This is a genomic window from Citricoccus sp., from assembly GCF_032154715.1.
Taxonomy (GTDB): domain Bacteria; phylum Actinomycetota; class Actinomycetes; order Actinomycetales; family Micrococcaceae; genus Citricoccus.
The window spans coordinates 43,878-64,782 of sequence record NZ_JALDXU010000003.1; the positions used below are offsets into that span (position 1 = coordinate 43,878).

The 20,905-nt window shown below is 69.9% G+C and carries 19 protein-coding genes; 10 read left to right on the forward strand and 9 right to left on the reverse strand.

Annotation, left to right across the window (positions count from 1 at the left end; translation table 11 throughout):
- Window positions 1-98: 98 nt before the first annotated feature.
- From RUH65_RS01215 to RUH65_RS01230, 4 genes are all read left to right on the forward strand, one after another.
- Complete coding sequence (locus RUH65_RS01215) at window positions 99-1,040, forward strand: ABC transporter ATP-binding protein (RefSeq protein WP_313815361.1); 942 nt, start codon at window positions 99-101, stop codon at window positions 1,038-1,040.
- On the forward strand, window positions 1,037-1,846 hold the full coding sequence (locus tag RUH65_RS01220) for an ABC transporter permease (RefSeq protein WP_396179371.1): 810 nt from the start codon (window positions 1,037-1,039) through the stop codon (window positions 1,844-1,846). Before RUH65_RS01215 ends, RUH65_RS01220 begins: the two co-directional genes overlap by 4 nt.
- Window positions 1,847-1,892: 46 nt before the next feature.
- Window positions 1,893-2,927: a COX15/CtaA family protein gene (locus tag RUH65_RS01225; protein ID WP_313815362.1), complete on the forward strand. Its 1,035-nt coding sequence runs from the start codon at window positions 1,893-1,895 to the stop codon at window positions 2,925-2,927.
- A gap of 350 nt (window positions 2,928-3,277) precedes the next feature.
- A complete protein-coding gene (locus tag RUH65_RS01230; protein ID WP_313815363.1) occupies window positions 3,278-3,580 on the forward strand; it encodes a hypothetical protein in 303 nt (100 codons plus the stop codon).
- A 39-nt stretch (window positions 3,581-3,619) separates the two neighbouring features.
- On the opposite strand, the gene RUH65_RS01235 is transcribed toward RUH65_RS01230, so the two are convergent.
- Entirely contained in the window at window positions 3,620-4,609 is a 990-nt protein-coding gene (locus tag RUH65_RS01235) for a heme o synthase (protein WP_313815364.1), read from the reverse strand.
- A gap of 199 nt (window positions 4,610-4,808) precedes the next feature.
- Between RUH65_RS01235 and tkt the strand changes: the two genes are divergently transcribed.
- The 6 genes from tkt to pgl all read left to right on the forward strand — a co-directional run bounded on the left by tkt (window position 4,809) and on the right by pgl (window position 13,387).
- Entirely contained in the window at window positions 4,809-6,998 is a 2,190-nt protein-coding gene (tkt, locus tag RUH65_RS01240) for a transketolase (RefSeq protein ID WP_396179374.1), read from the forward strand.
- A gap of 59 nt (window positions 6,999-7,057) precedes the next feature.
- The gene (gene tal, locus RUH65_RS01245) at window positions 7,058-8,179 is read left to right on the forward strand and encodes a transaldolase (RefSeq protein WP_313815365.1); all 1,122 of its coding nucleotides are present in this window, start codon (window positions 7,058-7,060) and stop codon (window positions 8,177-8,179) included.
- Between the two features lie 110 nt (window positions 8,180-8,289).
- A complete protein-coding gene (locus tag RUH65_RS01250) occupies window positions 8,290-9,969 on the forward strand; it encodes a glucose-6-phosphate isomerase (RefSeq protein ID WP_313815366.1) in 1,680 nt (559 codons plus the stop codon).
- Entirely contained in the window at window positions 9,959-11,563 is a 1,605-nt protein-coding gene (gene zwf / locus RUH65_RS01255) for a glucose-6-phosphate dehydrogenase (protein ID WP_396179376.1), read from the forward strand. Before RUH65_RS01250 ends, zwf begins: the two co-directional genes overlap by 11 nt.
- Window positions 11,563-12,504, forward strand: coding sequence for a glucose-6-phosphate dehydrogenase assembly protein OpcA (locus RUH65_RS01260; protein WP_313815367.1), 942 nt, complete (start codon window positions 11,563-11,565; stop codon window positions 12,502-12,504). Before zwf ends, RUH65_RS01260 begins: the two co-directional genes overlap by 1 nt.
- Window positions 12,494-13,387: a 6-phosphogluconolactonase gene (gene pgl / locus RUH65_RS01265; RefSeq protein ID WP_313815368.1), complete on the forward strand. Its 894-nt coding sequence runs from the start codon at window positions 12,494-12,496 to the stop codon at window positions 13,385-13,387. Before RUH65_RS01260 ends, pgl begins: the two co-directional genes overlap by 11 nt.
- A 63-nt stretch (window positions 13,388-13,450) precedes the next feature.
- Here the strand turns inward: pgl and secG are convergent, their stop codons facing one another.
- From secG to rapZ, 8 genes are all read right to left on the reverse strand, one after another.
- Window positions 13,451-13,702, reverse strand: a complete 252-nt coding sequence (gene secG / locus RUH65_RS01270; RefSeq protein WP_309809525.1) for a preprotein translocase subunit SecG — start codon at window positions 13,700-13,702, stop codon at window positions 13,451-13,453.
- Window positions 13,703-13,784: 82 nt separating this feature from the next.
- The gene (gene tpiA, locus RUH65_RS01275; protein ID WP_313815369.1) at window positions 13,785-14,600 is read right to left on the reverse strand and encodes a triose-phosphate isomerase; all 816 of its coding nucleotides are present in this window, start codon (window positions 14,598-14,600) and stop codon (window positions 13,785-13,787) included.
- Between the two features lie 2 nt (window positions 14,601-14,602).
- Window positions 14,603-15,919: a phosphoglycerate kinase gene (locus RUH65_RS01280; RefSeq protein ID WP_313815370.1), complete on the reverse strand. Its 1,317-nt coding sequence runs from the start codon at window positions 15,917-15,919 to the stop codon at window positions 14,603-14,605.
- A gap of 53 nt (window positions 15,920-15,972) precedes the next feature.
- Window positions 15,973-16,986, reverse strand: coding sequence for a type I glyceraldehyde-3-phosphate dehydrogenase (gene gap / locus RUH65_RS01285; RefSeq protein WP_313815371.1), 1,014 nt, complete (start codon window positions 16,984-16,986; stop codon window positions 15,973-15,975).
- 115 nt (window positions 16,987-17,101) lie between these two features.
- The gene (locus RUH65_RS01290; RefSeq protein ID WP_313815372.1) at window positions 17,102-17,725 is read right to left on the reverse strand and encodes a superoxide dismutase; all 624 of its coding nucleotides are present in this window, start codon (window positions 17,723-17,725) and stop codon (window positions 17,102-17,104) included.
- Between the two features lie 149 nt (window positions 17,726-17,874).
- On the reverse strand, window positions 17,875-18,861 hold the full coding sequence (gene whiA, locus RUH65_RS01295; protein WP_313815373.1) for a DNA-binding protein WhiA: 987 nt from the start codon (window positions 18,859-18,861) through the stop codon (window positions 17,875-17,877).
- A gap of 77 nt (window positions 18,862-18,938) precedes the next feature.
- Window positions 18,939-19,979, reverse strand: a complete 1,041-nt coding sequence (gene yvcK / locus RUH65_RS01300) for a uridine diphosphate-N-acetylglucosamine-binding protein YvcK (protein ID WP_313815374.1) — start codon at window positions 19,977-19,979, stop codon at window positions 18,939-18,941.
- Between the two features lie 23 nt (window positions 19,980-20,002).
- Window positions 20,003-20,896, reverse strand: a complete 894-nt coding sequence (rapZ, locus tag RUH65_RS01305) for an RNase adapter RapZ (RefSeq protein WP_313815375.1) — start codon at window positions 20,894-20,896, stop codon at window positions 20,003-20,005.
- Between the last annotated feature and the right edge of the window lie 9 nt (window positions 20,897-20,905).

Here is a 20,905-nt window from a genome sequence, read left to right on the forward strand (position 1 = left end):
CCACCGCGAAAGTAAGGCCTGCCTTGCCCGAGGGTGGTGTTGGCCACGGTAGTTCTACGGGTCGTAGAACTACCGGACCACGCGGGTACCATGGATGGGTGCCATCCTCACCCTCCGTCCTGGTGTCCCTCGAGGGACTGCAGAAGACCGTCCGTAGCCGCCGGGGAGATCTCCACATCCTCAAGGGCGTGGACTTCCGAGCCCGCAGTGGAGAGGTGACCGCCCTGCTCGGCCCCAACGGCGCCGGCAAGACCACGACCTTGACCATCGCGCAGGGGCTCGACCGTCCCGACTCCGGCACCGTTCGCCTGCTCGGCGAGGACCCCTGGCACGCCGGCGCCGCCCTGCGCAGCCAGGTCGGCGTCATGCTCCAGGACGGGGGGCTGCCCCCGTCCGCCACCCCGGCGCGGCTGCTGCGCCATATCTGCTCTCTGTACCGCGAGCCAGCCGACATGGCCGCCCTCACCGAGCGTCTGGGCATCGACGAGTTCTCGGATCGGGACATCCGCCGCCTGTCCGGAGGCCAGAAGCAGCGGGTGGCGCTGGCCGCCGCCCTCGCGGGCCGCCCGCGCGTCGTGTTCCTGGACGAGCCCAGTGCCGGCCTGGACCCCGTCTCACGCCAGCTGGTGTTCGATCTGATCCTGGAGCTGAAGCAGGCCGGGCTGGCCGTGGTCCTTACCACCCATCTGCTCGACGACGCCGAACGGCTGGCCGATCACGTGGTGCTCCTGCGGGAGGGGGCCGTCGAACGGTCCGGCTCGGTCGCGGAGCTCACCGATCGCACGGGACCGACCCCGGTGCACTTCTCCGTCCCCCAGCCACTGGGCGCCGAGGCGCTGGCCGCCTTCCCGGCCGGACTCCACCTGGTGCCGGAGGGTCCCAGTGCGCCGGCCGACTGCACGTTCCGCGTCGAGGGGCTGACCACCCCCGACGCCTGGGCAGACCTGGCCGCCTGGTGGCGCGATCACCGCATCATGCCCACAGACGTGCGTCTGCTGCACCGTTCCCTCGAAGAGGTCTTCCTGGAGGTCGCCCCGTGAGCAGTCCCGTGAACACCTCTCACAGCACCGCCGCAGCCGTGTCCCCGCAGGACGGCCCCTCGCGCCTGGGCAACGCCAGCTCACTGGCCCGCCGGGTCGTGGCGCAGGGACGCTATGAGTCCGTCACCGCGATCCGCAACGGCGAGCAACTGCTGATCTCCCTCGTCCTGCCCCTCATGGCCCTGTTCGCCGTGGTCTGGTCCGGACTGATGGACAGCGCCGGCGTCCGTGGGGTGGACGTGGCCGTGCCGGGCGTCCTCGCCCTCGCCGTGCTCAGCTCGGCCTTCACCGGCCAGGGCATCGCCACCGGGTTCGACCGCCGCTACGGCGTGCTGGCCTACCTGTCCACGACTCCGCTCGGCCCGGCCGGGCTCATCCTCGGCAAGGCCTGCGCCGTTCTGGCGGTCCTGTTGCTCCAGGTGGTGGTGATCGGCGGGATCGGTCTCGCGCTCGGCTGGCAGCCCGTCTGGACCGGGGTGCCGTGGGCCGTCCTCTTCCTCATCCTGGGGGCGGCCTCCTTCACCGCTCTGGGGCTGCTCATCGCGGGCACCGCGCGGCCGGAGGCCACCCTCGCCCTGACGAACCTGCTGTGGGTGCTGCTGGGCGCCGTGGGCGGGGCCGTCTTCCCGGTCCCCACCACCAGCTGGTTCTCGGGCGTTGCCGCCTTCCTGCCCTCCGCCGCGCTGGGCGATGGGCTCCGGTCCGCCTTCGGCACCGGGATGCCCGACGTCGGCGCCCTCCTCGTCCTGGCGGGCTGGGGCATCCTGGCCACGGTCGGCGCCTTGAAGTGGTTCAAATGGCGCTGAGTGTTCTGCCCTCCAACCCCGCCCGTCTCGTCCAAAGGACCCTGAAGTGAGTACCCCCACCCAGTCCACCGCCCAGAACGGCTCCGCCACCCGCCCCGGACTGTGGCGCCGCATCGACGCGGGCATCGGCCGATACACGCCGCGGGACATCACCCGGGGCACCCTGGTGCTCGCCGTCATCTCGCTCGTCACCGAGATCGGCATCATCGTCACGGGCGGTGCCGTGCGCCTGACCGCCTCCGGTCTCGGCTGCCCCACCTGGCCCACCTGCACCGACGACTCCTGGATCAACACCCCGGAGATGGGGATCAACGGCGTCATCGAGTTCGGCAACCGGCTGCTGACCTTCGTGGTCGGACTGGCGGCCCTGGCGGTGCTGCTGTGGGTCTGGAACCTGCGGAAGTCCCACCCCAGCATCTTCTGGATCTCGGTAGGGATGCTGGCCTGCATCCCGGCGCAGGCCGTGGTGGGCGGCATCACCGTCTGGACCGATCTGAACCCCTGGGTCGTCGCGTTCCACTTCCTCGTCTCCTCGGTGATGGTCTGCTTCGCCACCCTGCTGGTGAATCGGGTGGGCGCTGAGTGGCGTCACCGTCAGTCCCACGGCGCTCAGCCGGCCGCTGCTGCGGCGGTGGTCGACGGCGAGACCTCCGTCCTCTCCCGGAACCTGGCCCGTGGCATCTTCGTGCTCGGCTGGGTGGTCCTGTACCTCGGAACCATCGTCACCGGTTCCGGCCCCCACGGTGGCGACGCTGACGCGCCCCGCCATGACTTCGACCCCCTGGTGGTCACCCGCCTGCACGCCTTCCCCGTCTACCTCATGACGGCAGCCGCGCTCGTGCTGCTCGTGGTGGTCCTGCGCCAGCAGTCCTCCCGGCGACAGCGGATCTCGGCCTGGGCCCTCATCGCGGTGATCGCCTTCCAGGGAACCGTCGGCTACATCCAGCACTTCACCGGACTGCCGATCGGCGTTGTCCTGCTGCACATGCTGGGCACCGGCCTCGTCGTCTGGGCCGTCACCACCGTCTGGGACCGGCAGGTCTCCACCTACCGCACCCGGCCGGCCGCCGTCCGCCCGTAGTCGGGCGGAACGGGGAACGGTCAGCCCTCGCTGACCTCGGCGCCGAGCTCGGCCGCGAGATCGTGACGATTCGGAGGTGGCCGGCGTCGTATCACTCGGGGTGGTGGCCGGGGACGGGGCCTCCGGCGCGCCTAGTCCCGCGTTGTTGCCACACCCCGTCAGAGCGAGCCCAGTCGCCAGCAGCACCGCTGCGCCGCTGGCCGGAGGCGTCCGCACCTTCACCGACATGTGAAACCCCCCTGTCCGCTGTCAGGTGACTTCACCCTACTGGCAGGCCTGTGTGGCTAGGACGGAACCCTTCCGAAACCCCGCCTTGACCTGCAGATACCCGGAGAGGTCTAGTGGGGCGCATGGAACTTCTCGGGGGAACGCTGGCGGGGCTGGCCGGCATGGCGATCTTCGTCGGCTCATTCTGGGTGGTGTGCAAGGCCAATCATGACCATCGCATCCCCTGGCTCAGACGGCCGGCACGCTTCCCCCGGCGGGTCTACGCGTACCGCGTCGTCGCCGTGGTGCTGCTCCTGCTCGCCGTCAGAGCGTGGGCGGAGGTCCTCGGCACTTGGTCTGTCCTGGTCATCGTTCTGCCGCTCATCCCCATCGCAGTCCTCAACGGCCAGCACAACCGCCGGGTCGCCCTCGCCTCGAGCCCCTGACGGCCTTCGTCCCGTGCTGACGCCCTCAGGTCACGGAGATCAGGAGGGGATGCCCGGAACCGGCATGAGCGGGCCGCCCACGAACGGATCCACGGCCAGTGCCACGAAGACGAGGGTCAGATAGGTGATGGAGAGGTGGAAGACCTTCATCGCCTTCTTGTCGTTGTACTCCGGCTTCTGCGACTCGGCGTAGAGCACGTGGGACTCGTAGACGAACCAGCCGCCGGCCACGAGGGCGACGGCCGTGTAGACGACCCCGGCCCAGCCCAGCGGCACCAGCAGCAGCGAGCAGGCCACGGTGGCCCAGGCGTAGAGCACGACCTGGCTGGAGACCACCCGCGCCGAGGCCACGGCCCCGAGCATCGGCACGTCCGCGGCCTGGTAGTCACGCTTGTACTTCAGAGACAGCGGCCAGTAGTGGGGCGGGGTCCACAGGAAGATGATGAGGAACAGCACGATGGCCGGCCATTCCACCGTCTCGCGGACCGCGGCCCAGGCGATGAGGACCGGGAAACAGCCGGCGATCCCGCCCCACACGATGTTCTGCTCGGTGCGGCGCTTCAGGATCAGGCTGTAGACGACCACGTAGAAGAAGATGGCCAGGACGCCGAGGCCGGCGGCCAGGAGATTGGTGCCCCACAGCAGGATGGCGATGGACACCACACCGATGGCCCAGGCGAAGATGAGGGCCTCGCGGGGCGTGACCTCACCGGTGACCAGGGGGCGCTTCTTGGTCCGGTTCATCAGCTTGTCGATGTCCCGGTCGATGTAGCAGTTGAAGGCCGCCGAGGACCCGGCGGCCAGTGCGCCGCCCACCATGGTGGCGATCATGGTGACCACGTCCGGGAAGCCCCGCTGCGCGAAGATCATGGTCGGCAGCGTGGTGACCAGGAGCAGCTCCATCACGCGCGGCTTGGTCAGCGAGACGTAGGCCGCCGCCTTCCGCTTGAACCCGATCTTCCGGCGGACCGGACGGGCGCTGGAGGGCGCCGGGCTCGCGGCGGACTGGGCATCAAGGGTGGTGGGCATCTACTTCTCACGGTGCAGGCGGGCGGGATGAGGTCATCGGTGCTGGAAACACCCCTTCCAGTGTACCGTTCCCCGCACGGAATGTCGGGTCGTGACAGGCCCCTGGCCGTTCACCTCCTGCAAGGCGTGGCCCCATTCGGGATAAGCTGGCGTCAGGTCGGCACCGGCCCCCAGTTTCATTCCGTCAGGAGCAGCTTTCGTGACTTCAGCCCCGGCATCATCCACCGGATCCGCCACCGCGGGGACTCCCTCCCTGCAGCGTCTTCAGCCCGCCCGCGAGTACACGTATTCGGCCGTGGACCGGAAGGCCGTGGATACCCTGCGCGTGCTGGCCGCAGACGCCGTGGAGACGGCCGGTCACGGCCACCCCGGCACGGCCATCTCCCTCGCCCCGGTCGCCTGGCAGCTGTTCCAGAACGTCATGCACCATGACCCCGCGGACGCCACCTGGGCCGGCCGCGACCGGTTCATCCTCTCGGCCGGGCACTCCTCCCTGACCCTGTACCTGCAGCTGTTCGCCGCCGGCGCCGGACTGGAACTCGAGGACCTCCAGTCCCTGCGCACCTGGGGGTCCAAGACGCCGGGCCACCCCGAGTACGGGCACACGGACGGCGTCGAGATCACCACCGGTCCCCTGGGCCAGGGCCTGGCCTCCGCGGTGGGCTTCGCCTTCGCCCAGCGCCGGCTGCGCGGACTGCTGGACCCGGACACCGCCCTCGGGGCGAGCCCCTTCGACCACCACATCTTCGTCATCGCCTCCGACGGCGACCTCCAGGAGGGCGTCACCTCCGAGGCTTCCTCCCTGGCGGGCCACCAGGAACTCGGCAACCTCGTGGTCATCTATGACGACAACGAGATCTCCATCGAGGACGATACGGACGTGGCGTTCAGCGAGGACGTGGCCGCCCGCTACGAGGCCTACGGCTGGCATGTCCAGACCGTCGACTGGCTCGCCACCGGAAACTACGTCGAGGACACGGAGCAGCTCTACACGGCCCTGGCCGAGGCCAAGGCACAGACCAGCAAGCCCTCACTCATCAAGCTCCGCACCGTGATCGGCTGGCCCTCCCCCGGCAAGCAGGACACCGGTGCCATCCACGGCTCCAAGCTCGGCGGCGAGGAGCTGGCCGGCCTGAAATCGGTCCTGGGCTTTGATCCGGAACAGCACTTCGCCGTCGACGACGGCGTCCTGGCCCACGCTCGCAGCGTCGGCGAACGCTCGGCGGCCTACCGCGCCACCTGGGAGGAGTCCTACGCCGCGTGGCGCGGCGCCAACGAAGGGCGTGCCCAGCTGTTCGACCGCCTCACGGCCGGCGAACTGCCCGAGGGATTCGCCGAGGCGTTCCCCGCCTTCGAGGCGGATTTCGACGCCAGCTTCTCGGGCGGAGCCAAGGGGATGGCCACCCGCGCCGCCTCCGGGAAGGTCCTGTCCGCCCTGGCCCCGGTCATGCCGGAGCTGTGGGGCGGGTCCGCCGACCTGGCCGGCTCCAACAACACCACCATGGACGGCGAGCCCTCGTTCATCCCCGAGAGCAGGCAGACCTCCAGCTGGAAGGGCGGGCCCTACGGGCGCACCCTGCACTTCGGCATCCGCGAGCACGCCGCCGGCTCGATCGTGAACGGCATCTCGCTCGGCTCGCTGCTGCGGGCCTACATGGGGACCTTCCTGATCTTCTCCGACTATCAGCGTCCAGCGATCCGCATCGGTGCGCTGATGGGGACCCCGGCCATCTACGTCTGGACCCACGACTCGATCGGCCTCGGCGAGGACGGCCCCACCCACCAGCCGGTGGAGCAACTCGCCTCGCTGCGGGCCATCCCCGGACTGGCCGTCGTCCGACCGGCCGATGCCAATGAGGTGTCCTGGGCCTGGAAGACCATCCTGGAGAAGACGGACGGACCCGCGGGCATCGTGCTCTCCCGTCAGAACCTTCCGGTCTTCCCGCGGAACGAGCAGGGCTTCGCCGATGCGGAGGGCACGGCCCGCGGGGCCTACGTGCTGCTGGACGCCACCGATGAGTCGGGCTCGGCCGTGGAGCCCCAGGCCATCCTGATCGGGACCGGTTCCGAGGTGCAGCTCGCGGTGGCCGCCCGGAACCAGCTGCAGTCCGAAGGCGTACCGACCCGGGTGGTGTCCGCCCCCAGCCTCGAGTGGTTCGATGCCCAGGACGAGTCCTACCGCGCCTCGGTGCTGCCGGACAACGGTGCTGTCCGGGTCTCCGTGGAGGCCGGGATCGCGCAGGGCTGGGCCAAGTACACCGGAGTCCGCGGGACCCAGGTCTCGCTGGAGCACTACGGCGCCTCGGCAGACTTCCAGACGCTGTTCCGCGAGTACGGCATCACGGCCGAGGCCGTGGCCGCCGCCGCTCGGGACCTGCTCGGCCGCTGACCTGGAGTCGGCCGGCCTCCCCCGCCACGCAAAGCACCCCCAGACGTACGGAGCACACGATGACCGAACAGAACCCGAACACCCGTGCACTGGCCGAGGCCGGTGTGTCCATCTGGCTCGACGATCTGTCCCGTGAACGGATCGCCACGGGCAACCTCGCCGAGCTGATCGAGACGCGGACCGTCACCGGCGTGACCACCAACCCCTCGATCTTCGCCGCCGCGCTGAAGAACGGGGAGGCCTACGCCGAGCAGTTGGCGCAGTTGTCCGCTGACGGCGCCGACCTGGACCGGGCCGTCTTCGAGCTCACCACCCGGGACGTCCAGGCCGCCTGCGACCTCTTCACACCCGTCTACCAGGCGTCCGAGGGGGTGGACGGCAGGGTGTCCATCGAGGTGGATCCCCGGTCTGCCCGGGACGCCGAGAAGACCGTCGCGGAGGCCGGCCAGCTGGCCCAGGCCGTGGGCCGGCCCAATGTGCTGATCAAGATCCCCGCCACGGAGGAGGGCCTACCGGCCATCACGGCGACCCTGGCCCAGGGACTGAGCGTCAATGTGACCCTCATCTTCTCGCTGACCCGCTACCGCGAGGTGCTCAACGCCTGGCTGCTGGGCCTGGAGCAGGCCCACGCCGCTGGAATCGACCTGTCCACCCTGCACTCCGTGGCCAGCTTCTTCGTCTCCCGCGTGGACACCGAGGTGGACCGCCGCCTCGCCGAGTCCACGGCCGAGGGAGCCGGCGAGCTGACCGGGCAGGCGGGCCTCGCCAACGCCCGACTCGCCTACCGCATCTTCACCGAGACCCTGGACACGGAGCGCTGGCGCGTCCTTGAGGCGGCCGGTGCCCACCCGCAGCGTCCACTCTGGGCCTCCACCGGGACCAAGGACCCGGCGCTTCCGGACACGCTCTACGTGACCGGGCTGGTGGCTCCGGGAACCGTCAACACCATGCCGGAGAAGACGCTGGAGGCCCTGGCAGACCACGGTGAGGTCACCGGGGACACCATCACGGCGGGCTACGAGGAGGCGGACCGACTCCTGGACACGATCGCCCATGCCGGCGTCGACTACAACGACGTGGTGGCCGTCCTCGAGGCCGAGGGCGTGGAGAAATTCGTGACCAGCTGGAACGAGTTGCTGGAAACTGTGCGCACCGCCCTCCAGGACGCCGCGACCCGCTGACGGCCCCTGACCGCCCCTGGCCGTCGCTGGACGTCGCTGGACGTGACTGCTCGCCTCCGGATCTTTCTGAACCCCTCCCCCGCATTCCCGCACGACCCCAGGAGACTGACATGAGTTCACTCGGATTGCAGGCCACCGGCGACGCCCTCGTGGCGATCGACCGTCACGTTCCGGCCCTGGTGGACGACCGCGTCGCCAGTCGCCTGGATGGGAAGGACCACACCCTGTGGGGCCCGGCCGCGGAGGAGGAGGCCTCGAAGCGCCTCGGGTGGATGGACCTCTTCGAGGACTCGCGGGCGCTGATCCCGCAGATCGAGGAGCTGCGCGACCAGCTGTCGGCCGAGGGCATCAGCCGGGTGGTCCTCGCCGGCATGGGTGGTTCCTCCCTGGCCCCCGAGGTGATCGCTGCCACCGAGGGATGTCCGCTCATCGTGCTCGATTCCACCGATCCCGAGATGGTGGGCAACGTCTTGGCCGCCGGGGTGGTGGATACCGTCCTGGTGGTGTCCTCCAAGTCCGGTTCCACGGTGGAGACCGATTCCCAGCGCCGGGTCTTCGAACAGGCCTTCACTGACGCCGGCCTCTCCGCCGCGTCCCGGATTGTCGTGGTCACCGACCCCGGCTCCCCCCTCGAGCAGTCTGCCCGCGAGGCCGGCTACCGGCGGGTCTTCACGGCCGATCCCACCGTCGGCGGGCGGTACTCCGCCCTCACTGCCTTCGGTCTGGTGCCCACCGGTCTGGCCGGGGTGGACATCGCCACACTGCTTGACGATGCGGAGGAGACCCGCGAGGTCCTCGCCACCGATGACCCGGGCAACCCCGGCCTCCAGCTCGGCGCCGCCCTGGCGGGCACGGTCCCGCTGCGCAACAAGCTGATCTTCTCCGACGAGGACTCGGGGCTGGTCGGCTTCGGCGGGTGGGCCGAGCAACTGATCGCCGAGTCCACCGGCAAGGACGGCACCGGCGTGCTGCCCGTGGTCGTGGACGCCGGCGACCCGGAGACCCTCTCCGCCGCCGACGACCTGCTCCAGATCCGCCTGGTGGCCGATCCCGAGGACCGGGAGATACCCGAGGCGTCCGACGCGGTCCACAGCAACCCATCCGGCCGGTCCGAGCACGCCCTGGAGGTCTTCGGCACCCTCGGGGCCCAACTACTCCTGTGGGAGTTCGCCACGGCGGTGGCCGGCCGCCTCCTCGGCATCAACCCCTTCGATCAGCCGGACGTCGAGGCAGCGAAGACCGCAGCCCGCGGCCTCCTGGATGCCACGCCCGCGGCGGAGCACCCGGACACCGTGATCGGGACGATCGAGGTCACCGGGCCAACCGACGTCGTGAACGGCCCCGGCGGGGCCCCGGACGACCTCGGGACGGTGCTCGCCGCCGTCGCGCAGCTGGTGCCGGCCCACGGGTACCTGGCCGTCCAGGCCTATCTGGACCGCGTGGGCTACCCGGAGCTGGAGGTCCTGCGCGCCACACTCGCCACGCTCTCCGGACGGCCGGTCACCTTCGGCTGGGGCCCGCGGTTCCTGCACTCGACCGGCCAGTACCACAAGGGTGGAACACCCGAAGGAGTATTCCTGCAGGTCACTGCCGATTCCGACCTGGACCTGGACATCCCGGGCCGCCCCTTCACCTTGGGTCAGCTGCTCGCCGCCCAGGCCGCCGGGGACGCCTCCGTGCTGCGGGAGCAGGGCCGGCCCGTGGTGCGGCTGCACCTGACCGAGCGCACGGACGGCATCGGCCAGCTCCTCCGCGCGGCGCACGGCTCGCAGGGATCCGATGGTGCCTGAGCCGTTGACCGGAGCGCGCCCGGCCAATCCCCTGCGCGACCCGCGAGACCGGCGGCTGACCCGGATCGCGGGTCCCTCCGCCCTCGTCCTGTTCGGCGTCACCGGGGACCTGGCCCGGAAGAAGCTGCTGCCGGCCGTCTACGACCTCGCCAACCGGGGCCTGCTCCCGCCCGGCTTCTCGCTGGTCGGTTTCGGCCGGCGTGACTGGAGCGACGAGGAGTTCACGGCCTACGTGCGCGACTCCGTGGAGTCCTCGGCCCGGACCGGCTGGAATGACACCGTCTGGAACCAGCTGCGCGGCGGTTTCCGGTTCGTCTCCGGTGGCTTCGACGACGCCGCGGCCTACGAGGACCTTCACGAGACGCTGGAGGCCCTCGAGGTCTCCCGTGGCACCGCCGGCAATACCGTGTTCTACCTGTCCATCCCCCCGGACTGGTTCGAGGAGGTCAGCCAGCAGCTCGCCGACCACGGCCTGGCCGGCCGCCACCATGACGCCGGCACGCGCCCCTCCCCCGCCCACGCCGGTACCTCGGGACGCCCGTGGCGCCGGGTGGTCATCGAGAAGCCCTTCGGCCACGACCTGGCCAGCGCGCGGGAGCTCAACGATGTGATCGAGCAGGTGTTCGTCCCGGACGCCGTCTTCCGGATCGACCACTACCTCGGCAAGGAGACCGTCCAGAACATCCTGGCGCTGCGCTTCGCCAACCGCCTGTTCGAGCCCGTGTGGAACTCCAACCACGTGGACCACGTGCAGATCACCATGGCCGAGGACATCGGCATCGGCGGCCGCGCCGGCTACTACGACGGGGTCGGCGCCGCCCGCGACGTCATCCAGAACCACCTGCTGCAGCTGCTGGCCCTGACCGCCATGGAGGAACCCATCTCCTTCGACGCGGATCACCTGCGCACCGAGAAGGAGAAGGTCCTGGCCGCCGTCGAGGTCCCCACGGACGACGCCGGCCTGGGCGCCGCGTCGGCGCGCGGGCAGTACACCGGTGGCTGGCAGGGTGGCGAGAAGGTCACGGGCTTCCTCGAGGAGGAGGGTTTCAATCCGGAGTCCACCACCGAGACCTACGCCGCCCTGAAGCTGGGCATCCGCACCCGGCGCTGGGACGGGGTGCCGTTCTACCTGCGCGCCGGCAAGCGCCTGGGCCGCCGCGTCACCGAGATCGCCGTGGTGCTCAAGCGGGTCCCGAACCTGCTGTTCCCGGGTCACGGTGAGGACGAGTTCGGCCAGAACACCATCGTCATCCGCGTGCAGCCGGACGAGGGCGTCACCATCCGATTCGCCTCCAAGGTTCCCGGGACCCAGCAGGAGGTCCGGGACGTGACCATGGACTTCGGCTACGGCCACGCCTTCACCGAGGACAGCCCGGAGGCCTACGAACGGCTGATCCTCGACGTCCTGCTCGGTGAACCACCGCTGTTCCCCCGCCAGGCCGAGGTGGAGCTGTCCTGGGCCATCCTCGACCCGTTCGAGGAGTACTGGGAGTCCCTGGCCGGTCAGCCGGAACCCTATGCCCCCGGCAGCTGGGGACCGAAGACCGCCGACGAGCTCGTGGCCCGTGACGGCCGCGTCTGGAGGAGGCCCTGATGATCATCGAGGTCCAGGACACCACCACCTCACAGGTCGCCAAGGAGATGAACCGCCTGCGCGAGGCCGGGGGCGTCGTCGCGCTCGGCCGGGTGCTGACACTGATCATCTCCACGTCGCCGGACCATGCCGAGGAGGCCATCGTCGCCGCCAACCTGGCCAGCCGCGAGCACCCCTGCCGGATCATCGTGCTGGCCGCCGGGGACGCGGCCGCTCCCACCCGGCTGGATGCGGAGATCCGGGTGGGCGGGGATGCCGGGGCCTCCGACGTGGTCATCCTCCACGGCTCCGGCTCCAATGCGGAGGAGTCCGAGTCGCTCCTCGGCGCCCTGCTGCTGCCGGACGCCCCGATTGTGGTCTGGTGGCCCCACTCCGCCCCGGAGATCCCGGCGGACTCCGCCCTGGGGAGGATCGCCCACCGCCGCATCACGGACACGGCCACGGCCCCCTCGCCCCGGCGGGCGCTGATGCACCTGCGCCAGACCTACCGGGCCGGGGACACCGACCTGTCCTGGACCCGGCTGACCGGATGGCGCATCCAGTTGGCCGCCATCCTGGACGGGCTGGATCCCGCCGAGATCCTCTCCGTCACCGTGGACGGCGCCGAGGACTCCCCCTCCACCATGCTGCTGGCCGCCTGGCTCACCCGCTGCCTCGGGGTCCCCGTCACCATGGCCCACTCCAAAGCCGGTCAGGGCATGCGCTCCGTCCGGCTGCGGCGCCAGCAGGGCGACGTGGTGCTGTCCCGGCCTGCCGGTGATGTGGCCTCCCTGTACCAGCAGGGCCGGCCGATCCAGCACATCTCCCTGCCACGGCGCAGCGACCAGGACTGCCTGGCCGAGGAGTTGCGCCGGCTGGACCCGGATGAGGTCTTCGGCGATGTGGTGGTCAACGGGCTGCCCCTGACCGACCTGAAGGCGGTGTTGCCCAGTGACCGATGACACCCGGCTGTTCCCGGACCGTGAGTCGCTCTGCCGTGACGCCGCCGGCGAGTTGCTCCGGATCCTCGCCGACGCCGTTCAGGACCGGGGCGCGGCCTCGGCCGTGCTCACCGGTGGCGGGACGGGCACGGGGATCCTGGCGGCGCTCTCCGACCTGGTGTCGGCAGGCCCGGATACCTCGGACGCGTCGGACGCCTCGGACCGTTTGGACACCCAGGGCAGCCTCCGGAGCCCGGTTCTCCGCCGGCCGGACTGGTCCCGGGTCCACCTGTGGTGGGGCGATGAGCGCTTCCTGCCCGCCGGGGACCCGGATCGCAACGAGCAGCAGGCCGAGCAGGCCCTCCTGCGGGACCTGGTCGCCGTGCACGGGATGCCCGCTGCGAACATCCACCGGATGCCGTCCGCTGACAGCGCGGCTGCGGCGGGGACGACGCCGACGGACGCCCGGATGACGGAGCCGATCATGGCGGCGGCCGCGGAGGCGTACGCGTCCGAACTCGCCGCCCGTGCGAGAGCGGACCCGGGTCCGGACGAGCGCCTGCCGGTCTTCGACGTGGTGATGCTGGGTGTGGGTCCGGATGCCCACGTCGCCAGTCTGTTCCCCGGTCGTCCCGGCCCGCTGGCCGCCGGGGCGACGGTGATTGCCGTGCAGGACTCCCCCAAGCCGCCGCCATGGCGGCTCTCGCTGACCGTGGAGGCCCTCAACACGGCCGAGCGGCTCTGGTTCGTGGTGGCCGGTGCGGACAAGGCCGAGGCCGTCGCGGCGGTCCGGCAGGCCCGGGACAACGAGAGAACCGACGCGGCCCGCTGGCCGGCATCGGTGGTCTCAGGTCGGGACGGCACCGCCTGGTGGCTGGACGGAGCGGCGGCCGGTCAGGTCTGATCTGGCGGACGCTGACCGCCGGACTGACCTGTGCCACTGGCCCTGACGCCCGTCCACGAGGGGTTAGAAGTCCTGCGAGAACCGCATGATGAGGCCGAGGGCCACCACGATCGCGCCCCAGGTCAGACCCAGGGTGATGGTGAGGCGGTTCAAGTTCTTCTCGGCCACGCCGGAGGCTCCCAGCGAGGAGGTCACGCCGCCGCCGAACATATCGGACATACCGCCGCCGCGGCCCTTGTGCAGCAGGATCAGCAGGACCAGCAGGACGCTGATGGCGGCCAGGGCGATCTGCAGGATGAGGGTCAGGACGTCCACGTCACTCTTTCCATTGGCGGGAGGCCGTCACCGGCCCGTTCGGGTTCTTCTGCGCCGTCCGACCGGGGTCGAACAGCCGGAATCAATCGGTCAGCAGGTGATGCTCGAACCTGACTATGCTAGCAAACTCGGCCTCGTCCAGGCTGGCGCCACCCACGAGCAGACCGTCGACGTCCTTCTCCCGCAGGATGGAGGCCGCGTTCGAGGACTTGACGGAACCGCCGTACAACAGGCGGAGGCCCGCGGCGGCCTCCTCACCATAGCGGGAGGCGACGTCGGCGCGCAGGGCGGCACACATCTGCTGGGCGTCATCCGGGCCGGCCACCTCCCCCGTGCCGATGGCCCACACGGGCTCGTAGGCCACCACCAGGTCGGTCACCTGCTCAGCGGTGAGGCCCTCGAGCGCCCCCCGGAGCTGTGCCTGGGTGTGCTCCACGTGGCGGCCGGCCTGCCGGACGTCCAGCCCCTCGCCCACGCAGAGGACGGGCGTGAGACCGTGCCGCAATGCTGCGGTGAGCTTGCGGTGGGCCACGGCGTCGTCCTCGCCGTGCAGCGTGCGGCGCTCGGAGTGGCCGACGAGGACGTAGCGGCACCCCAGCTTGGACAGGAAGGGTGCCGCGACCTCGCCGGTGAAGGCACCGGAGTCCTCAGCGGAGACGTCCTGGGCCCCGTAGACCAGGGGCAACCGGTCCCCGGCCACCAAGGTCTGGACACTGCGCAGGTCCGTGAAGGGCGGGAACACCGCCACCTCGACCTTCTCGAAATCGTGGTCCGCGTCCGTGAGGATCCAGGTCAGTTTCTGCACGAGGGTGACGGCCTGCTGGTGGTCCAGGTTCATCTTCCAGTTGCCCGCGATGAGCGGGGTGCGGTCATAGACGCCGTTGGTCTTCGAGGTCATGCTCAGGCACCTGCCTGGGGCGCGTCATGTCCCGCACTGTGGTTCACGCCGTGGCCCGTGGCCGAACGCTCCAGGGCGTCGATCCCCGGCAGTGACTTGCCCTCGAGGTACTCCAGGGAGGCGCCGCCACCGGTGGAGATGTGGCCGAACTGATCATCAGTGAACCCCAGGGCGCGGACGGCGGCCGCCGAATCCCCGCCGCCGACCACGGTGAGGCCCGTGGACTCGGTCAGGGACTGTGCCACCGTGCGGGTGCCATGGGCGAAAGCCTCGAACTCGAACACGCCCATGGGACCGTTCCAGAACACGGTCTCGGCCCGGCGGATCTCCTCGCCGAACGCCACGCGAGTCTCGGGGCCGATGTCCAGGCCGAGGGCGGAGGCGCCGTGTGTCCCGGAGGTCAGGGCCTCCACGGGCAGGACCTCGTGCTCGGCGTCGGCGGCGAACGCCGAGGCCATGACGATGTCCGTGGGCAGGACGATCCGGCAGCCGCCCTTCTCGGCCCGCTGGAGGTATTCGGTGACCACGGGGATCTGGTCCTCCTCCAGCAGGGAGGCACCGACCTCGTAGCCCTGGGCCTTGAGGAAGGTGAACAGCATGCCGCCGCCGATCAGCAGGGTGTCCGCGCGATCCATCAGGTTGTCGATCACCGCCAGCTTGTCCGAGACCTTGGAGCCGCCGAGGACCACCACGTAGGGGCGGTCCGGTTCTCCGGTCAGTCGGGAGAGCACGTCCAGCTCGCGGGAGACCAGGCCACCCTGGAATGACGGCAGCAGGCCGGCGATGTCATACACCGAGGCGTGCCGGCGGTGCACGGCGCCGAAGGCGTCATCCACATAGGCGCCCGATGTAGCCGGAGTCGACCCGGATGAGCCGCTGCCACCGGTCAGGGCGGCCATCTCGGCGGCCAGCGCGGCACGCTCGTCCTCGTCCTGGGAGGTCTCGCGCGGATCGAACCGCACGTTCTCGAGAAGGAGGATGCCGCCGTCGGGCAGGTTCGCCGACTCCTCACGGGCCGAGGTGCCCGTGACGTCCGCGGCCAGGCGCACCTCACGGCCGGCCAGCGCGGTCATCCGCTCGGCGGCGGGCCGGAGCGAATAGGCCGGGTCCGCCGTCCCCTTCGGGCGCCCGAGGTGGGCCATGACGACCACGCGCGCGCCGGCGTCGGCCAGCGCGGTGATGACCGGCAGCGAGGCACGGATCCGCCCGTCGTCGGCCACGGCGCCGTCCTCCAGCGGGACGTTGAGGTCGGAGCGGACGAGGACGTGGCGTCCTGCCACTCCTGCCTCCAGCAGGTCGTCAAGGGTCTTGGCGGTCATGCACAGGGCCTTCCGGGACGGTGGAACGGGGGTGGGCGGGGTTCGACCCCGGACTACAGCTTAGAGGCGACCATGGAGGTCAGGTCCATCAGCTGGCACGTGTACCCCCACTCATTGTCATACCAGCCGATGATCTTGACGGTCTTGCCGATCGATTTGGTCAAGGGCGCGTCGAAGGTGCAGGCCGCCGGCGAGGTGATGATGTCCGAGGAGGTGATGGGGTCCACGTTGTAGACCAGGCGGCCCTGCAACTCGGGGGTCTGCGCCGCTGCCTGGAACGCGGCATTGACCTCCTCGATCGAGGCCTTCCGCTCCAGCTCGACGGTGAGGTCCGTGGCGGAGCCGGTGATCGTGGGCACCCGCATCGCGAAACCGTCCAGCTTGCCGCGCAGCGAGGGGATCACCTCGCCGATGGCCTTGGCGGCGCCGGTGGAGGTGGGGACCATGTTCTGGGCCGCGGCCCTGGCGCGGCGGCGGTCCTTCGGGTGCGGCCCGTCATGCAGGTTCTGGTCACCGGTGTACGCGTGGATGGTCGTCATGATGCCGTCCACGATCCCGAAGGAGTCGTGCAGGACCTTGGCCATGGGCGCCAGGCAGTTCGTGGTGCAGGAGGCGGCCGAGATGATGTCCATGGCCGGGTCATAGGAGGAATCGTTGACGCCCATCACGAAGGTGCCGTCCACACCCTTGCCGGGGGCCGAGAGCACGACCTTGCGGGCGCCGGCCTGAAGATGCTTGCGGGCGTCCTCGGCCTGGGTGAAGTGCCCGGTGCACTCGATGACGATGTCCACACCGAGTTCATCCCAGGGCAGCTTCGCCGGATCCTTCTCGGAGAAGACCCGGATGGTCTTGCCGTTGGCGACCAGGTCGCCGTCCACGAGTTCGATCCCGTGCGGGTAACGCCCCAGGATCGTGTCGTACTTCACGAGGTACAGCAGGTCTTCGACGTCCGCGAGGTCGTTCACGGCCACCAGCTCGAGATCGTGGCCCTCCTGCTCGATGACCCGCAGTGCGTTGCGGCCGATGCGGCCGAATCCGTTGATGGCGATCCTGGTTGCAGTACTCACGGTGGTGCCTTTCGGTCAGACGGAGAGGAACGAGACGTGCTGTCGGGGGGCGGGGGGACATGAAGCGGGCCGGCCGCCCGCAGTGGCCGGCCGGCCCGTCAACGGGTCACCTGGTTCAGGGGGTGATGAGCTTGGAGGCGCCGGCCCGGGCGGCCTCGAAGCGGGCGGAGACGTCCGCCCAGTTCACGATGTTCCAGACGGCCTTGACGTAGTCGGCCTTGACGTTCTGGTAGTCGAGGTAGAAGGCGTGCTCCCACATGTCCAACTGGAACAGCGGGATGGTGGCCACGGGAACGCCGTTCTGCTGATCGTAGAACTGCTCGATGACCAGGTTGCCACCGATGGGCTCGTAGGCCAGCACGGCCCAGCCGGAGCCCTGGATGCCCAGCGCGGCGGCGGTGAAGTGGGCCTGGAACTTGTCGAAGGAGCCGAAGAACTCGTCGATGGCCGCGGCCAGCTCGCCCTCGGGCTTGTCCCCACCGTTCGGGGACAGGTTCTTCCAGAAGATGGAGTGGTTGGTGTGTCCGCCCAGGTTGAACGCCAAGTCCTTGGAGAACTGGTTGACGGTGGCGAAGTCGCCGGACTCGCGGGCGGCAGCCAGCTTCTCGAGGGCGGTGTTGGCACCCTTCACGTAGGTGGCGTGATGCTTGGAGTGGTGCAGCTCCATGATCTTCGCTGAGATGTGCGGCTCCAGCGCGCTGTAGTCGTAATCAAGTTCCGGCAGGGTGAATTCAGCCATGTTTCCTCCTTGATGGACATGTATCCAGAGCCCGGGGTGCCGGGCCCTGATATCTGGCCCCCGTCAGGAGACCTTGCTTCCCATCCTAAGCACCCCTGTGGGGGCGTTGGCCACCGGTTCCGCTCAGAGCCTGAATGTTCAGCTGTGGATCACGCGTCTTGCTCGGCCGCGTCCGACGGGAGGGCCGCATCGGTCCCCGGCAGGCCCTCCTCGACGGCCCGCTTGTCCGCCATGGCGAGCAGCCGGCGGATCCGGCCGGCGATGGCGTCCTTGGTCATGGGCGGATCGGCCAGCCGGCCCAGCTCGTCCAGCGATGCCTGCTTGTGGTCCACGCGCAGCTGCCCGGCGTACTTGAGGTGGTCCGGGACCTCGTCCCCGAGGATGTCCAGGGCCCGTTCCACCCGTGCCCCGGCGGCGACGGCGGCCTGGGCCGAACGCCGCAGGTTCGCGTCATCGAAGTTGGCCAGCCGGTTGGCGGTGGCCCGGACCTCCTTGCGGGTGCGGCGCTCCTCCCACACCAGCACGGTGTCGTGCGCCCCCATCCGCGTCAGCAGGGCTGAGATGGCGTCTCCGTCACGGATCACCACGCGGTCCACGCCGCGGACCTCCCGGGCCTTGGCGGCGATGCCGAGGCGGCGGGCAGCACCGACCAGCGCCAGCGCGGCCTCGGAGCCCGGGCACGTCACCTCCAGGGAGGAGGAGCGGCCCGGCTCCGTCAAAGACCCGTGCGCCAGGAAGGCTCCGCGCCATACAGCCTCGGCGTCGGCGACGGAACCGTTGACGATCATGGGGGGCAGGCCACGCACGGGGCGGCCGCGGACGTCCAGCAGGCCGGTCTGGCGGGCGAGGGACTCACCATCACGGATCACCCGGATGACGTAGCGACTGCCCTTGCGCAGGTTGCCGCCGGAGACGACGATGATCTCGCTGCCATGGCCGTAGACCTCGGCGATGGCGGTTCGGAGGCGGCGGGCGGTGGCGGCCTGGTCCAGCTCGGCCTCGATGACGATCCGGCCGGAGATGATGTGCAGTCCCCCGGAGAAGCGCAGCATGGCCGAGACCTCGGCCTTCCGTTCGGAAGAGCTCTTGATCCCGTGATGGGACAGTTCCTCTTTCACCGCCGCAGTCAACGCCATGGCGTCTCGCCTCACATCTCTCGCTTGTACTGGTGGAGCCGCCATACCGGTGGGCGTGACGGACGACGATGACCGTATCAGGAGCCCTTGAAGGCCTCCTGGAAGGCCAAGGCCAGACGCAGTGGGTCATGGATCGGGGTCCCCGAACCGGCACCAACCCTACTAAACAGGACCGCGGCACCCAGACGCTCGGCCGCGTCCACGAATCCCTGGGCGTCCTGGACCGCGTCCTGGTCTGCTATGACCACGTCCAGTCGCAGATCGGGCGCGTGGTGGTGGATGACCTCTAGGTGGTCAGCCGCGTTCATGCCGGAGGTTTCGGCCGTGTCCGTGGTGAGATTCATCACGAGCGCCTTCCGCGCCGGGGTGCGGACCAGGGCCTGGCGCAGTTCCGGCAGCAGCAGGTGGGGCAGAACGGAGGTGTACCAGGAGCCGGGGCCGAGGACGATCCAGTCGGAGAGCTCGATGGCCTCCATGGACTCTTCGCAGGCCGGGGCATTCTCCGGTTCGAGCCGGATGTGCGAGACCCTGGTGTTCTTCCCGGCGGCGGCCAGCGAGGTCTGGCCTGTCACGGTCCGCCGGACCAGCCCGCCCTTCTCGTTCTCGGCGAGCACGGCACCGGAGATCGTGAGCGGCACGGTGGACATGGGCAGCACCTGCCCGCGGGCGCCCAGCAGGGCCCCGGCCCAACGCAGTCCGCCCACCGGATCACCGAGCAGTTCCCACAGGGCCACGATCAACAGGTTGCCCAGGGAGTGGTTGTCCAGCGTGGCCTCGGTGCCCTCCTTGGAGGTGAACCGGTGCTGCATGACATCGCGCCAGGTCCGCCCCCAGTCCGTGTCATCGCACAGGGCGGCCAGGGCCATCCGCAGGTCACCGGGCGGCAGCACGTCCATCTCGCGGCGGATGCGGCCCGAGGATCCGCCGTCGTCGGCCACTGTGACCACGGCGGTGATCTCCCCGGCGATGAGCCGCAGGGCGCGCAGCGTGGCGGACAGCCCATGGCCGCCGCCGAGCGCGGTGACGCGCAGGGTCGGGTCATACGTGCCGACCGGTTGGCCCGGCGCCGGCACGGAACTGGGCGCCAGCGGCAACTGGCCCGTGAAGTGACTGCTCATGCCCGGCATCCCCGCCATCCCACTCATTCCCGGCCCAGGTCCCGGTGGTGCACGTTGACCGTGACCCGGGGTTGCTGGCTCAGCCGGTGGCCCAGCTCCTCGGCCACGGCCACCGAGCGGTGCTTGCCGCCCGTGCAACCGATGGCAAAGGTGGCGTAGTGCTTGTTCTCGCGGCGGTAGCCGTCCAGGACGGGCACCAGTGCCTCGAGATAGTGGTCCACGAACTCACCGGCACCCTGCTGCTGCAGCACGAACTCGGAGACCGCGGTGTCCCGGCCGGTGAAGGGACGCAGCTCGGGGACCCAGTGCGGGTTCGGCAGGAACCGGACATCGGCCATGAAGTTCGCATCCTGCGGGAGCCCGTACTTGAAGCCGAAGCTCATGACGTTCAGGCGCAGCACGATGGGGCCGGACTCGGTGAACAGCTCCGTGATGGTGGTGGCCAGCGTGTGCACGTTCTTCGTGGTGGTGTCCACCACGATCTCGGCCTCTTCCTTCAGTTCCCGCAGGAGCAGGCGCTCGGCGGCGATCCCATCCGGGATGCGGCCGGAACCCTGCAGCGGGTGCGGTCGGCGGGCCGACTCGAAGCGGCGCACCAGCAGCTCGTCACTGGCGTCCAGGAAGAGCACCCGATAGTCGACGCCCTGGGCACGCAATTGCCCCAGGGCCTCCTGGATGTCCTTGAAGAGTTCCTTGGACCGCACGTCCACCACGAGGGCCAGCCGCGGGATCGCCTCGGGGGAACGGCCCACCAGGTCCGTCAGGGTGAGGAAGAGCTGTGGCGGGATGTTCTCCACCACGTACCAGCCGTGGTCCTCCAGCGCGTGGGCGGCGGTGGTCCGTCCTGCCCCGGACATGCCGGTGACGATGAGGACTTCAGAGGTGGGTGGTTTCACCGGGGTCAGTCCGTCGCTCATGCGTCCAGA